Source organism: Jiangella sp. DSM 45060, assembly GCF_900105175.1.
GTDB lineage: Bacteria > Actinomycetota > Actinomycetes > Jiangellales > Jiangellaceae > Jiangella.
On sequence record NZ_LT629771.1, the window covers coordinates 6,875,518 to 6,888,134 of the forward strand.

Consider the following 12,617-nt stretch of genomic DNA (forward strand, 5'->3'; position numbering starts at 1 on the left):
CGGACCCTGCTGCCCGTCCCGGGACGCCTGGCAACTCTGCGCCGGTGGAGGGGTGGTGGAGGGCGAGTGACGGTCGCAGAATGGGGAACTGGCGACGATGGGCTGACGGGTCGATCGAGGACTCAGGTCGCGGCCGGTCGGCGACGGGGGTGGCACGGCGATACCGGGAGGTGACCGGTGACCACGTTTCTGGAGCGCACAGCCGCCGCACGCGACGGGGTCGTCAGGTCCAGGCGGAAGGGCAACGTGGTGGTGCGGTGGATGACGTCCACCGACCACAAGATCATCGGGTACATGTACCTGATCGCGTCGTTCGGGTTCTTCCTGTTCGCCGGGGTGCTGGCGCTGTTCATCCGCGCGGAGCTGTATTCGCCCGGGCGTCAGGTGGTCAGCGACGAGCTGTACAACCAGCTGTTCACCATGCACGGCACGATCATGCTGCTGCTGTTCGCGACGCCGCTGTTCATCGGGTTCGGCAACATCATCGTGCCGTTGCAGATGGGAGCGCCGGATGTCGCGTTCCCGCGGCTGAACATGTTCAGCTTCTACCTGTTCGTGTTCGGCGGGCTGATCGTCTGCGCCGGCTTCATCACCCCTGGCGGTGCGGCCGATTTCGGCTGGTTCGCCTATGCGCCGTTGCACAACACCGTCTACAGCCCGAGTATCGGCGGCGATCTGTGGGTCGCGGGTCTGGCGATGAGCGGTTTCGGCACCATCTTCGGTGCGGTCAACTTCATCACCACCATCGTGTGCATGCGCGCGCCGGGCATGACGATGTTCCGGATGCCGATCTTCACCTGGAACATCCTCATCACCAGCATCATGGTGCTGATCGCGTTCCCGCTGCTCGCGGCCGCGCTGTTCGCGATGCTCGCCGACCGGACCCTCGACACCCACATCTACGACCCCACCGTGGGCGGCGCCATCCTCTGGCAACACCTGTTCTGGTTCTTCGGCCATCCCGAGGTCTACATCATCGCGTTGCCGTTCTTCGGCATCATCACCGAAGTCATACCGGTCTTCAGTCGAAAACCCTTGTTCGGTTACAAGGGCCTGGTGTTCGCGACGTTGTTCATCGCCATGCTGTCGGTGTCGGTGTGGGCGCACCACATGTACGTCACGGGGGCGGTCAACCTGCCCTTCTTCGCGGCGATGACCATGCTCATCGCCATCCCGACGGGGCTGAAGTTCTTCGCCTGGATCGGCACCATGTGGCGTGGGTCCATCACGTTCGAGACACCCATGCTGTTCGCGCTCGGGTTCCTCGTGACGTTCCTGTTCGGTGGGATGACCGGTGTCATCCTGGCGTCGCCGCCGCTCGATTTCCAGGTGTCCGACACCTATTTCGTGGTGGCGCACTTCCATTACGTGGTGTTCGGCACCGTCGTGTTCGCGATGTTCTCCGGGTTCTATTTCTGGTGGCCGAAGTTCACCGGCCGCATGCTGGACGAACGCCTCGGCAAGATCCATTTCTGGCTGTTGTTCATCGGCTTCCACGGCACGTTCATGGTGCAGCACTGGCTGGGTGTCGAGGGCTTCCCGCGTCGTTACTCCGATTACGCGCCCGAGGACGGTTTCACCTTCCTCAACCAGTTCTCGTCGGTGTTCGCGTTCGTTCTCGCCGCGTCGACGCTACCGTTCCTGTGGAACGTGTGGCAGTCGCGGCTGGCGCCGAAGGTCGAGGTCGACGACCCGTGGGGCTTCGGCAACTCGCTCGAGTGGGCGACGTCGTGCCCGCCGCCGCGGCACAACTTCACCTCGCTGCCGCGGGTGCGCAGCGAGCGGCCGGCGTTCGATCTCAAGTACCCCGAGGCCGCCGGCCTGGCCGAGAAGAAACCCACGCGTGCGGGGCCACTCACCCAGACGCTCGGCCCGCCGGACGTCGGAGACGACGACGGGGAGAACCCGGATACGGCTTGAGAACGTCCGTGATCGCCGGAATGGAGTCCACGGCTCCCGAGGCTTGGTGTCCGTACTTCGCCGACGTCGAGATTCGTTGCTATGGTCGAAACATGATCCACACCTGGGCGTCGGCGCAGAAGGCCTCGGCCGAGCCCGCCCACGTGCCGTCGGGAGCCGCGCTTCTGGCGCTCGAGCTGGCTCAGTCGGCTCGCGGCATGCGCGGCCTCGATGTCCTGCGCCGCAGCGTCGACCGCGCGCCGCCGGCGTAGTCCTGCTCCGAAACCGTGCCCGCCTGCCGCAGGCGCACGGTGGCCGAGCGCGCCCTCGGGCGCGCTGATCCAGCTGCCGAGGACAGGACATGAACACCCACGAACCCCAGACCATCCCTGCCGACGTTCGTCAGGGCATCGACACAGTGTTGAAGGACGCCGAGACCAGCCGGCAACGTCAGTTCGACGACCTGCCGCCGCCGTGCGATGGAGATCCGACGCCGGCCTCGGCCCACAGGCAGACGGTCGCACGGATCCTGGCCGAGATCCGGGCCGCCAGGCAACGGCTGGCGGACGGCACTTTCGGTCTGTGTGAACGCTGCCGGAAACGCATTCCGGCGGAACGTCTCGAACTGCGTCCCTGGACGAGCGTCTGCGTCCGCTGCGCGGGCGTGTAGTCGCGCCTTTTCCGCGGCCATTTTCCGGGAAGAATGGAGAATGGCCTTTTCTCGACGCGTGGGCTATGGTCGGGATGAGCCCGCCAACCGACGAGGGGAAGCGAGTGAAATGGCTGGCAAAACGCCACGCGGAAGCAACACCAAAAAGCCTGCGAAGCTGACGCTGAAAGAGAAGCGAGCGGCCAAGCGCGAAAAGAACGAAGGCACGCCGTTCATCAAGCCGCGGAAAGGCGCGACGGGCTGATTCCTCTGGTGGCAGCCGCGCCGAGTACTCACACAGGCCGGGGCCGCGACGGTCTCCTGTTGCCCATTCGGGTAGCCGTCGCCGGCCCCGGCCGCCTCCCGAGGCCGGACGTGGCCCGCCCGAGTTTACACAACAGCACGTTGTGTAAACTCGACGTATGACAGCTGAGCACGGCGTCACGAGCACCGCACTGGAGGCGCTGGCGTTGGCCGGCGTCGCCGACGAGCAGCTGGCCGCGGGCTGGCGGTCCGCGGAGGGGAGTGCGGGTGACGTCCTGATCATCCCGCCCGAGCGGCACAGCCTCGCCGCGGCCGAGGACTCTGTCGTCCTCCTGACCGTCGTGGCGGCACCGGCCCAGGCCGTCTTATGACCACGAGCGGCGCTGACGGCGTGCGGATCGGCCGGGTCTACGACGAACCGGACGGGCGGGGCCGGCGGGTCCTCGTCGACCGGCTGTGGCCGCGCGGCGTGCGGCGCGACGACCCCAGGATCGACCGCTGGATCCCCGAGGTCGCGCCGTCGACCGAGTTGCGGCGCTGGTACGACCACCGGCCCGAGCGGTACGACGAGTTCGCGCACCGCTACGAGCGGGAGCTGGCCGACGGCGATGCCGCCGCCGCGTTCGCCGAGGTGGCGGCTCTCGTCGCGGAGGGTCCGACGATGCTGGTGACGGCCACGCGCGCGGTGGAGCTGAGTCATCTGACGGTGCTGGCGCGGCTACTGGCGGAGGCCCCGTGAGCCCGGCCCTCGCTCCGCCGCAGGGGCGTCGCCGCGACGTGCTGCGGGTGGTGCGGCAGGCGGACGCGCCGGTGGGTATCGCCTCCATCGCCGACCGGCTGGACGTGCACCCGAACACCGTCCGCTTCCACCTGAACGCGCTCACCGAGAGCGGTCAGGTCGAGCTGGTGCGGCCCGTTCGGCACTCACCCGGCCGGCCACCGCTGCTCTACCGCGCCGTACGGGGGATGGACCCGACCGGCCCCAGGCACTACCGCCTGCTGGCGGAGATCCTCGCGCAGCAGCTGCTGGGAACGCCGGACGCGCGCTCGCGCGCGGTCGAGGCGGGCCGGGCCTGGGGCGAACGCCTCGCCACGAGCGACGCGGCGGAGACCTCGGCGCCCGCGGCGCCCGTCGACCGGCTGGTCGAGCTGCTCCACGGGCTGGGCTTCGCCCCGGAACGCCAGGTCACTGACGGCCAGGAGCAGATCGGGCTGCGGCACTGCCCGTTCCTGGAACTCGCCGAGACCGGCGCCGACGTGGTCTGCCCGGTGCACCTCGGCCTCATGCGCGGCGCGCTCGACGCCTGGGACGCGGGCACGACGGTCGACCGGCTAAACCCGTTCGTCGAACCGGACCTGTGCGTCGCCCAGCTCGGACCGAGGCCGCGGCGATGACGGGCGCCATGGCGACGACCGCCGCCGTGACGTTCGTGTGGCTGGGCATGGTGGTCGCGATCTCCTTCGTCGAGGCGCCGCTGAAGTTCCGCGCTCCCGGCGTGACCGTGCGCATCGGGCTCGGCATCGGACGGCTGGTCTTCCGCGCGCTGAACACCATCGAGGCGGTGCTCGCGCAGCTCGTCGTCGTCCGGCCGCGGCTGACCCGCCGCTCCGACGCCGTCCTCGCCGGCGCGGACCCGCCGCGCTCGCGGGTGCACTACGCCTACGTGGCGCTCGAGGGCGTCAAGGCGGTCGCGCTGCTGGCCGGCGGCGTGCTGGTGATCTCGGCCTGACGGGCTCAGCCCCAGGTCAGCAGCCGGTAGTGCAGCCCGGTCGACGACTCCTGCCAGGGGCCGGTGGAGTCGGGCGGACGTCCGACGTCAGGGGCGTAGGTGTCGCCGTCGAAGGACTCGCGCAGCTCGGTGACCACGACGCGGTCCGCCAGCGGCAGCGCCGCCCGGTACACCGCCTCGCCGCCCATGACCCACACGTCGCCGGACGCCGCGGCGAGCGCCTGCGCCAGGCCGGGGAAGGTCTCGACGCCCTCCTGCGGCGTGCGCGACAGCACGAGGTTGCGCCGGCCCGGCAGGGGCCGGAACCGCGGCGGCAGCGACTCCCAGGTGCGCCGGCCCATGAGCACGGTCGCGCCCGCGGTCAGGGTGCGGAAGTGCTTCAGGTCCTCGGGCAGGTGCCACGGCAGGGTGCCGTCGCGGCCGATGACGCCGTTGGCGGACTGCGCCCAGACGAGCCCGATCACACCGCCACCGGCGCCTTGATGCCGGGGTGCGGGTCGTAGCCGTCGAGCGTGAAGTGGTCGTAGGTGTAGTCGAACAGGCTGTCCGCCGGCTTCAGGCCCAGCGTCGGGAACGGCCGCGCCTCGCGGGCCAGCTGGGTGCGGACCTGCTCTTCATGGTTGTCGTAGATGTGGCAGTCGCCGCCGGTCCAGATGAAGTCGCCGACGCCGAGGCCCACCTGGGCGGCGATCATGTGCGTCAGCAGCGCGTAGCTGGCGATGTTGAACGGCACGCCGAGGAAGAGGTCGGCGCTGCGCTGGTACAGCTGGCAGGAGAGCTTGCCGTCGGCGACGTGGAACTGGAAGAGCGCGTGGCACGGCGGCAGCGCCATGCGCGGGATGTCGGCGACGTTCCAGGCGGACACGATGATGCGCCGTGAGTCGGGGTTCTCGCGCAGCGTGCGCAGCACCTCGCTGATCTGGTCGACGTGCCCGCCGTCGGGTGTCGGCCAGGAGCGCCACTGCACGCCGTAGACCGGACCGAGGTCGCCGTCGGGCGCGGCCCACTCGTCCCAGATGGTGACGCCGTGGTCGCGCAGCCAGGTGACGTTGGAGTCGCCGCGCAGGAACCACAGCAGCTCGTACGCGATGGAGCGGAAGTGCACCTTCTTCGTGGTGACCAGCGGGAAGCCGTCGGCCAGCGGGTACCGCAGCTGGTGCCCGAAGACCGACCGCGTGCCCGTTCCCGTGCGGTCGCCCTTGCGGGCGCCGGTGTCGAGCACGTGGCGGAGCAGGTCTTCGTACTGCGTGTCCGGCATACCCCGAGCCTAGACGAGGCAGTCGCGTTTCCCGGGACGATGGACGCCCGTGCGCCGCTACGGTGGGTATCGGGGGCATCGTGGTCACTGAGCGGGTCGTCGGCACGGCCGAGGTGACGCCGCGGGTGGCGCGCGAGGGCGCCGGCGTCAGGCGCCCGGCCGGTCCCGTCGTCGCGCTCGCGGCCCTGCTCACGCTCGTCCTGCACCTGCTCTACGTGACCGGCCCGCTGCTGTCCGACGAGGGCGGGCTGGCGATGGTGGCGCGCTGGTGGAGCAGCGGCGGCGAGTACCTGTACGGCCCGCAATGGGTCGACCGCCCGCCGGGGCTGATCGCCACGTTCTGGGTCGCGAACCTGCTGGGCCCGTACGGGGTCCGCCTCGTGGCGGGTCTCCTGGCGGCGGCCTTCGTGCTGGCCGCGGGCTGGGCCGGGTGGGCCGCCCGCGGCGCGCATGCGGCCATGTGGTCGGCCTGGGCGGCGTTCTTCCTGATGAACACCCCGCTGACACAGACGTTCGCACTGAACGGCGAGCTGGTGGCGGCGACCTGGACGATGGTCGGCGTCGCCGCGGGGATCCACGCGTTCCGCGGACGGGTGTCCGGCCGCGCCGCGTGGGGATTCGGCGCGCTGGCCGGGGTCGCGGCCGCGGCGGCCGTGCTGGCGAAGCAGAACTTCGCGGACGCGGCCGTCTTCCTGCTGGTGTTCGGGCTCGCCGAGGGCTTGACGGCGCGCGTGCGGCGCCGCCGGCTGCTGGCCGTCGCGGGGGCCGCCGGGGCCGGGTTCGCGCTGCCGACGGCGGCCGCCGCCGGATGGGCGTACACGCACACCGGGCTCGGCGACCTCGTGTACGCCATGTACGGCTTCCGGGTGGACGCGTCGATGGTGATCGCGCGGTGGGCGCACGCCGGGACGGACATCCGTCTGCGCGAGTTGCTGGGCATCGCGCTGCTCAGCGGCATCGTCACGCTCGCGATCGCCGTCGTGGTCGCGGGCCGCCGGCAGGTCCGCCGGCGCTCGCCGCTGTTCCTGGCCTGCGCGGCCGCCGGGCTGGTCGAGGTCGCGGGCGTGGCCCTCGGCGGTAACTACTCGCCGCACTACCTCATCGGCCTCGCCCCGATGCTGGCGCTGGCGGCCGGGGTGCTCGCGGTCCAGCCGAGCCGCGGCCGGTGGCTGGTGCGGCTGTTCGTCGTCGTGCCCGTCGTCGCGGCCTTGGTCGTCTCTCCCGCGGCCGCTGTCCAGGTGACCAGGGAGAACACCGTGCAGGCCACCGGCGAGTGGCTGGCGCGGGCCGCGGAGCGCGGCGACTCGGTGGTGGTCCTCTACACCCATGCGAACGTCGTGAACGCCTCGGGCCTTCGCCCCGCCTACCCGTACGCGTGGAGCCTCCCGGCCCGGACCCTCGACCCGCGGCTCGCCCTGCTCACCGCGACGCTCACCGATCCGCGTCGCGCCCCGGCCTGGGTCGTCGGGTGGGACGCGCTGGGGACGTGGGACCTCGACGCCCACCGTGTCGCGGCGGCGCTCGCCACGGACTACGTCAGGTTCGCGACCGTCTGCGATCACCCGGTCTGGCTGCGCCGCGGCCTCGACCGGACCGAACCGCCCGACCCCTGCACGGGGACGGGGATCCAGGAGTCGCGCATCGAGTCGGCCGGTAGCCTGCCGGTATGGACGTCGTCTCCCGTCGCGAGGAGTCGGAGCTGGGCGCGTGGACGCAGCTCACCTGCCGGCCCAGCGCGCTCGCGGGGCTAGTCGAGTCCATCTGGCTGTTCGACGGGCGGCTCAACCGGCGCGAGCGCTACTACCCGACGGGCGAGCTCGACCTGATCGTGCGGGTGGACGAGCCGTCCGCACCGTTCCGCATCGTCGAAGGACAGCCCGCCGACGCGTGCCCGCCGGCGTCGCTCACCGGGCTCCTCGTCGCGCCGTTGGTGATCGAGGCGCCCGCCACGAGGTCACGCCTGCTCGGCGTGCGGCTGCGCCCCGCGGGTGCGCTCGCCCTCTTCGGCCTGCCGCAGCAGGAGCTGACCGGCACCGCCGTCGACCTGCACGACATCATCGGCGGCGGCGAGGCGCGCCGGCTCACCGAGCGCCTCGCCGCGGCCGGTTCCGACGAGGCCCGCCTGCGCCTCGTGCACCGCTGGATCGTCGACCGGCTCGGCGACGGCGCCCGCACCGACCCGGGCGTGGCCTACGCCGTCGCCGAGATCGAGCGCACCGGCGGCACGACACCCATCGCCGGCCTCATCGAACGCGTCGGCGCCTCCCCGAAACGTTTCGCCACGTCGTTCGAGCGCCAGGTGGGTGTGAAGCCCAAGCTGTTCTCCCGGATCGTCCGGTTCAGCCGCCTGGCGGCCGCGCTCCCCAGCGCTGAGGACAGCCTGAGCCAGACGGCGCTCGCGTACGGCTACTACGACCACTCGCACATGGACGCGGACTTCCGGGAGTTCGCGGGGGTCTCGCCGCGCCGCTTCCTGGCCGCCACCGCGTTCCCGGAGTCGTCGAGCCTGACCGACTGAGCGGCGGACTTTTCTCCAAGACACCGTCCGCCGGCGTCCCTACGGTGGTGTCCATGGAATCGAACCTCCTCAACGTCGTCGGCGTGCTGCCCGTCACCGATCACCCGGCGGCCGTCGCCTGGTACCAGAAGTGGATCGGGCGCGGCCCCGACGTCGAGCCCATGGACGGTGTCGCCGAGTGGCAGCTCGCCGAGAACGCGTGGATCCAGGTGTCCGCCGACCCCGGCGCCTCCGGTAGCAGCACCGTCGTCGTCGGCGTCCGTGACCTCGACGTCCAGCGCTCGGCCTGCGCGGTGGCCGGGGTCGCCGTGGGCGAGGTGGCCGACTACGGAGTCGTGAAGTCGGCCGAAGCGGTCGACCCGGCCGGCAACACCGTCGTCTTCGTGCAGGACCTGACCCAGGCGTAGCCGACGGCCGTCCCCTGAAATCGCACCCACCCCATCGGCCGGTTCGCTGTCAGACTGGGGTGAGGGTCCGTGCGCGGGCGCGGGGGGCAGGAGATGGCCGGAACGAGCGGCACACGGGTCGTCATCGCCGACGACGACGTCCTGCTGCGCGAAGGGCTGGCCAGCCTGTTCGACCGGTCCGGCATCGTGGTCGTGGGTCAGGCGGGCGACGCGCCGGAACTGATGGAGCTGGTGGCGGGCACCGAGCCCGACCTCGTCGTCGTCGACATCAGGATGCCGCCCGAACACGGGACCGAGGGGCTGGTGGCGGCGCACGCGATCCGGCGCGACCACCCGGCGACGGCGATCCTGGTGTTGTCGGCGCACGTCGAGGTGGAGCACGCGATGCAGCTGCTGGCCAGCGGCGAGGGCATCGGCTACCTGCTGAAGAGCCGGGTGACGGACGTCGCGGAGTTCGTCGACACGGTGGAGCGGGTGGCCAGGGGCGCGAGCGTCGTCGACCCGGCGCTGGTGCAGGAGCTGGTCGGCGTGAACCGGCGGCACGATCCGCTGGCCGTGCTGACGGAGCGCGAGCGGGAGGTGCTGGCGCTGGTCGCCGAGGGACGCTCGAACGCCGGCGTGGCGCGTCGGCTCTGGGTGACCGAGGGCACCATCGAGAAGCACGTGCGCAGCATCCTCACCAAGCTCGACCTGCCGGAGGGCGAGGACGATCACCGGCGGGTGCTGGCGGTGCTCACCTTTCTGGAGCAGCGGTAGCGTCGTCGGCGGACGCGGCGGAGATGCGCGCGGCCAGCAGCCGGCCGGTCTCCTGGACGACCGCCGGCACGGCCTCGAGCGGCACGTTGAGCATCGACAGCAGGTCGCGGGTCGACAGGTCCTCACGGTGGGCCAGCATGGTTCGGCTCCTTTCACCCCGTCCGTCCAGCATCGCGCCGTACCGGCGTCCGCGTCGTCAGGGTCAGCGGGTGCCTCGTCTACCGGCTAGCTGGAAGCCCGGAACTCCTGCTGGCCACGATGTGCCGTCCGCCGCCCAGGACGAGGCTCGATGCAAGCGTTCCGTTCGAGTGTGAGGAGGTCCCGATGAGCCGCGTGGCCCACGCTTTCCACGGCCCGGCGACGGCCGTCGCGCCCCATGCCCGTCCGGATCGCACCCTTGATGTCGTGATGCCCGGCCGGAAGCCGGATTCCCCCGACGTTGACCCCTGGCGCCACGACCCCGCAGCCGGCCACCCCCGCGCCGGCTCACCCCAGGCCGGCGCCCCCCTCGAAGCCGGCCAGCTCGCCGCCGTCCCCACGGCCGACCCACGCTTGTCGGCGACCGTGCACGGCGAACACCACACCGGTCTGCTGCGGGTTCGGCTGACCGGGGACGGCGGCGAGGTGGGGGAATACGACCTGGACGTCGAACAGGCGCTGCACCTGGCGCAGCGGCTGCGCGACGCCGCCGCGGCCATGCGGGAGTTTCATGCGGAGCGGACCTTCGGCCCTCGCCGGTTTTCCCGTTAGCAGCAATGCCGGACCGATGCTCTGGTGCAATGCTGGTGCGGTGGTGCGGCGCTGTGTCATCGTTGATGACAACGAGAGATTCCTGGCCGTGGCGCGTTCCAGCCTCGAACGCGGCGGCCTGGAGGTGGTGGGGACAGCGACCACGACGACACAGGCACTCGAACTCATCGGCGCCGTGCGACCCGACGTCGTACTGGTCGACATCGCCCTCGGTACGGAGAGCGGTTTCGACCTCGTCCACCGGATCGCGGCGGCCGACCCGTTCGGCCGCCCGCATGTGGTCCTGATCTCGACCCGCCGCGAGGACGACGTCGCGGAGCTGGTGTCGGCCAGCCCGGCGGCGGGATTCGTCTGGAAGGCCGATCTCTCGGCGAGGGCCGTGCGAGATGTGGTGGCGTCAGGAGAGCAATGAGGCGTCAGGATCACTGACCGACTCGCCGCTGCGGCGGTGGGTGGGTGGGGCGATCATCGGCGTCGGCCTCGTCGGGCTGGTCACCGGCCTGGTCGCGTTCCTGAACCTGCACCTGCCGCCGCGCGCGCTGCTGATCCTGTACCTGCTGGCCGTCGTGCCGGTGGCGCTCTGGTGGGGCGTGGGCCCCGCGGCGCTGGTGTCGGCGTTGAGCGTCATCACGTTCGTGCTGCTCATCGCGCCGCCGCAGAGCGAAGGGACGGCCGTGGTGGCGTTCGCGGTGTTCGTGGCGACGGCGGCGGTGGTGGCCGGGCTGGCAGCGGGGCTGCGCCAGAGCGTGCGGCGGTCGCAGGAGCTGGCGGCCGAGCAGTCGGCGCTGCGGCGGGTCGCGACGCTGGCGGCGAAAGGGGTACCCGCGACGGAGTTGTTCGAGGCCGTGACGCGGGAGATCGGCGAGCTCTGCGGGGCCGACCTCACCCGGCTGGGGCGCTACGAGGACGGCGGGACGGTGGTCCGGGTCGCCGCGTGGACGCGGATACCGGCGCGGCTGCCGGTCGGCGCGCGAGTCCCGGTGGACGAGACGCGTGTCGCCCGGGACGTGCTGCGGACCGGCGCGCCGGTCCGGGTCTCCGACGCGGCGGCCACCAATGGCGCCGGCGGCCCGCTGGCCCGCGAGCTGGGCATCCGCTCGTCCATCGGCTGCCCGGTCGTCACCGGCGGGGGCATGTGGGGCGTCGTCGTCGTGTCGGCGCGGCACCCGCGCGCGTTCCCGCCGGGGACCGAGGACCGGATCCTGCATTTCACCGAGCTGCTGGCGACGGCTATCACGAACGCCGAGGCCAGCGCGGAGCTGATGCGCAACGCCGAGGAGCAGGCCGCGCTGCGCCGGGTGGCGACGCTGGCCGCGCGCGGCGGCGCCGACCCGAGTCCGGTGTTCCGGGCGGTCGTCGACCAGGTGTGCGGGCTGCTGGGGGCGGATTGCGCGTCGGTGCTGCGGTTCGAGAGCGACGGGACGGCGACGTACCTCGCGGCGCGCGGCTGGCGCGACACGCGGCGCCGCGGACCGGGCGCGCGCTGGCGGCCGGAGACCCCGTCGGTGATCGAGCGGGTGCTCCGCACCGGACGGTCGGCCCGGATCGACTACACCGACGGCGGCGAGCAGCCGCCCAGCCTGTCCGGCGAGGACATCACGTCGACGGTGGCCAGTCCGACCATCGTGGAGTCGCGATGCTGGGGCAGCATCGGCGTGGCGTCACGCACCGGACTGCTGCCGCCTGACACGGAGGAGCGGCTGGTCGCGTTCACCGAGATCGTCGCCGCCGCCATCGCCAACACCGAGAACCGCAGGCAGCTGGCCGCCTCGCGGGCCCGGGTCATCGCCGCCGCCGACGCCACCCGGCGGCGGCTCGAGCGCGACCTGCACGACGGCGCGCAGCAGCGGCTGGTCTCGCTCGCGCTGGAGCTGCGCAACGTCCAGGCGGAGGTTCCGGCCGAGCTGCCCGGCCTGGGCGCGGCGCTCGGCCGGCTCGCCGAGGACGTCACCGCGGTGCTGGACGAGCTGCGCGAGCTGTCGCGCGGCATCCACCCGGCGATCCTCTCCGAGGGCGGGCTCGGCCCGGCGCTGCGCACGCTGGCCCGCCGCTCGCCGGTCCCGGTGGACCTGACGCTGCGGCTGGAGCGCCGCTACGGCGACGCGGTCGAGGTCGCGGCGTACTACGTGGCCTCGGAGGCGCTCACCAACACCGTCAAGCACGCCGACGCGACGCACGTGGAGCTGGCCGTCGAGGAGCGCGACGGCGAGCTGTGGCTGCTGGTCAGCGACGACGGCCGCGGCGGCGCCGCCCTGACCCGCGGCACCGGGCTGACCGGCCTGTACGACCGGGTCGAGGCGCTCGGCGGCAGCATCGTGGTGAGCAGCCCGGCCGGCGAGGGCACCCGGCTCGAGGCGGCGCTGCCACTGACGCCGGGGTGACGCCG

At 71.9% G+C, this 12,617-nt stretch carries 18 protein-coding genes; 15 read left to right on the forward strand and 3 right to left on the reverse strand.

From position 1 onward, the window contains the following. Nucleotides 1-261: 261 nt before the first annotated feature. The 8 genes from ctaD (at nucleotide 262) to BLU82_RS31105 (ending at nucleotide 4,542) form a co-directional block, all read left to right on the forward strand. Nucleotides 262-1,920: a cytochrome c oxidase subunit I gene (ctaD, locus tag BLU82_RS31080; protein WP_092626584.1), complete on the forward strand. Its 1,659-nt coding sequence runs from the start codon at nucleotides 262-264 to the stop codon at nucleotides 1,918-1,920. Between the two features lie 92 nt (nucleotides 1,921-2,012). Continuing rightward, nucleotides 2,013-2,171, forward strand: coding sequence for a hypothetical protein (locus BLU82_RS34570; RefSeq protein ID WP_157741382.1), 159 nt, complete (start codon nucleotides 2,013-2,015; stop codon nucleotides 2,169-2,171). Nucleotides 2,172-2,260: 89 nt separating this feature from the next. Next, complete coding sequence (locus BLU82_RS31085; RefSeq protein ID WP_092624699.1) at nucleotides 2,261-2,569, forward strand: TraR/DksA C4-type zinc finger protein; 309 nt, start codon at nucleotides 2,261-2,263, stop codon at nucleotides 2,567-2,569. Nucleotides 2,570-2,609: 40 nt separating this feature from the next. After that, on the forward strand, nucleotides 2,610-2,813 hold the full coding sequence (locus BLU82_RS34575; RefSeq protein ID WP_157741383.1) for a hypothetical protein: 204 nt from the start codon (nucleotides 2,610-2,612) through the stop codon (nucleotides 2,811-2,813). Nucleotides 2,814-2,970: 157 nt separating this feature from the next. Further along, a complete protein-coding gene (locus BLU82_RS31090; protein WP_092624700.1) occupies nucleotides 2,971-3,183 on the forward strand; it encodes a hypothetical protein in 213 nt (70 codons plus the stop codon). Beyond that, the gene (locus BLU82_RS31095) at nucleotides 3,180-3,551 is read left to right on the forward strand and encodes a DUF488 domain-containing protein (RefSeq protein WP_092624701.1); all 372 of its coding nucleotides are present in this window, start codon (nucleotides 3,180-3,182) and stop codon (nucleotides 3,549-3,551) included. Before BLU82_RS31090 ends, BLU82_RS31095 begins: the two co-directional genes overlap by 4 nt. After that, nucleotides 3,548-4,207: a metalloregulator ArsR/SmtB family transcription factor gene (locus tag BLU82_RS31100; protein ID WP_197682588.1), complete on the forward strand. Its 660-nt coding sequence runs from the start codon at nucleotides 3,548-3,550 to the stop codon at nucleotides 4,205-4,207. The genes BLU82_RS31095 and BLU82_RS31100 overlap by 4 nt, the downstream gene beginning before the upstream one ends. Further along, nucleotides 4,204-4,542: a hypothetical protein gene (locus BLU82_RS31105; protein ID WP_092624702.1), complete on the forward strand. Its 339-nt coding sequence runs from the start codon at nucleotides 4,204-4,206 to the stop codon at nucleotides 4,540-4,542. The genes BLU82_RS31100 and BLU82_RS31105 overlap by 4 nt, the downstream gene beginning before the upstream one ends. A gap of 5 nt (nucleotides 4,543-4,547) precedes the next feature. On the opposite strand, the gene BLU82_RS31110 is transcribed toward BLU82_RS31105, so the two are convergent. Then, nucleotides 4,548-5,006 (reverse strand): dihydrofolate reductase, encoded by a 459-nt coding sequence (locus tag BLU82_RS31110; protein ID WP_092624703.1) that lies wholly within the window; start codon nucleotides 5,004-5,006, stop codon nucleotides 4,548-4,550. Then, nucleotides 5,003-5,800, reverse strand: coding sequence for a thymidylate synthase (locus tag BLU82_RS31115; RefSeq protein WP_092624704.1), 798 nt, complete (start codon nucleotides 5,798-5,800; stop codon nucleotides 5,003-5,005). The genes BLU82_RS31110 and BLU82_RS31115 overlap by 4 nt, the downstream gene beginning before the upstream one ends. Before the next feature lie 80 nt (nucleotides 5,801-5,880). Between BLU82_RS31115 and BLU82_RS31120 the strand changes: the two genes are divergently transcribed. From BLU82_RS31120 to BLU82_RS31135, 4 genes are all read left to right on the forward strand, one after another. Continuing rightward, entirely contained in the window at nucleotides 5,881-7,551 is a 1,671-nt protein-coding gene (locus BLU82_RS31120; protein ID WP_157741384.1) for a hypothetical protein, read from the forward strand. Continuing rightward, complete coding sequence (locus tag BLU82_RS31125) at nucleotides 7,467-8,318, forward strand: helix-turn-helix domain-containing protein (protein ID WP_092624706.1); 852 nt, start codon at nucleotides 7,467-7,469, stop codon at nucleotides 8,316-8,318. Before BLU82_RS31120 ends, BLU82_RS31125 begins: the two co-directional genes overlap by 85 nt. A 53-nt stretch (nucleotides 8,319-8,371) precedes the next feature. Then, nucleotides 8,372-8,725 (forward strand): VOC family protein, encoded by a 354-nt coding sequence (locus BLU82_RS31130; protein WP_092624707.1) that lies wholly within the window; start codon nucleotides 8,372-8,374, stop codon nucleotides 8,723-8,725. 93 nt (nucleotides 8,726-8,818) lie between these two features. After that, nucleotides 8,819-9,481 carry a response regulator transcription factor gene (locus tag BLU82_RS31135; protein ID WP_092624708.1) on the forward strand — a complete coding sequence of 221 codons (663 nt, stop codon included), beginning with the start codon at nucleotides 8,819-8,821 and terminating at the stop codon, nucleotides 9,479-9,481. Here BLU82_RS31135 and BLU82_RS34580 read toward each other — a convergent pair. Continuing rightward, a complete protein-coding gene (locus tag BLU82_RS34580; protein ID WP_157741385.1) occupies nucleotides 9,459-9,620 on the reverse strand; it encodes a hypothetical protein in 162 nt (53 codons plus the stop codon). The two genes, BLU82_RS31135 and BLU82_RS34580, sit on opposite strands and share 23 nt — an antisense overlap. Nucleotides 9,621-9,805: 185 nt before the next feature. Here BLU82_RS34580 and BLU82_RS31140 point away from each other — a divergent pair, with 185 nt between their 5' ends. The 3 genes from BLU82_RS31140 to BLU82_RS31150 are packed head-to-tail and all read left to right on the forward strand — an operon-like array spanning nucleotide 9,806 to nucleotide 12,612. Further along, the gene (locus BLU82_RS31140) at nucleotides 9,806-10,231 is read left to right on the forward strand and encodes a hypothetical protein (protein ID WP_092624709.1); all 426 of its coding nucleotides are present in this window, start codon (nucleotides 9,806-9,808) and stop codon (nucleotides 10,229-10,231) included. Between the two features lie 43 nt (nucleotides 10,232-10,274). Further along, entirely contained in the window at nucleotides 10,275-10,643 is a 369-nt protein-coding gene (locus BLU82_RS31145; RefSeq protein WP_197682589.1) for a response regulator, read from the forward strand. 40 nt (nucleotides 10,644-10,683) lie between these two features. Then, complete coding sequence (locus BLU82_RS31150; protein WP_172885741.1) at nucleotides 10,684-12,612, forward strand: GAF domain-containing protein; 1,929 nt, start codon at nucleotides 10,684-10,686, stop codon at nucleotides 12,610-12,612. The last annotated feature ends 5 nt before the right edge of the window (nucleotides 12,613-12,617 follow it).

What these genes read in the sequence shown, in the direction of transcription:
- BLU82_RS34575 (WP_157741383.1), top strand. Translation starts at nt 2,610, where the DNA reads ATGGCCTTTTCTCGACGCGTGGGCTATGGTCGGGATGAGCCCGCCAAC.
- BLU82_RS31085 (WP_092624699.1), top strand. Translation starts at nt 2,261, where the DNA reads ATGAACACCCACGAACCCCAGACCATCCCTGCCGACGTTCGTCAGGGC.
- BLU82_RS31115 (WP_092624704.1), bottom strand. Translation starts at nt 5,800, where the DNA reads ATGCCGGACACGCAGTACGAAGACCTGCTCCGCCACGTGCTCGACACC.
- BLU82_RS34580 (WP_157741385.1), bottom strand. Translation starts at nt 9,620, where the DNA reads ATGCTGGCCCACCGTGAGGACCTGTCGACCCGCGACCTGCTGTCGATG.
- BLU82_RS31135 (WP_092624708.1), top strand. Translation starts at nt 8,819, where the DNA reads ATGGCCGGAACGAGCGGCACACGGGTCGTCATCGCCGACGACGACGTC.
- ctaD (WP_092626584.1), top strand. Translation starts at nt 262, where the DNA reads ATGACGTCCACCGACCACAAGATCATCGGGTACATGTACCTGATCGCG.
- BLU82_RS34570 (WP_157741382.1), top strand. Translation starts at nt 2,013, where the DNA reads ATGATCCACACCTGGGCGTCGGCGCAGAAGGCCTCGGCCGAGCCCGCC.
- BLU82_RS31095 (WP_092624701.1), top strand. Translation starts at nt 3,180, where the DNA reads ATGACCACGAGCGGCGCTGACGGCGTGCGGATCGGCCGGGTCTACGAC.
- BLU82_RS31090 (WP_092624700.1), top strand. Translation starts at nt 2,971, where the DNA reads ATGACAGCTGAGCACGGCGTCACGAGCACCGCACTGGAGGCGCTGGCG.
- BLU82_RS31140 (WP_092624709.1), top strand. Translation starts at nt 9,806, where the DNA reads ATGAGCCGCGTGGCCCACGCTTTCCACGGCCCGGCGACGGCCGTCGCG.
- BLU82_RS31125 (WP_092624706.1), top strand. Translation starts at nt 7,467, where the DNA reads ATGGACGTCGTCTCCCGTCGCGAGGAGTCGGAGCTGGGCGCGTGGACG.
- BLU82_RS31130 (WP_092624707.1), top strand. Translation starts at nt 8,372, where the DNA reads ATGGAATCGAACCTCCTCAACGTCGTCGGCGTGCTGCCCGTCACCGAT.
- BLU82_RS31105 (WP_092624702.1), top strand. Translation starts at nt 4,204, where the DNA reads ATGACGGGCGCCATGGCGACGACCGCCGCCGTGACGTTCGTGTGGCTG.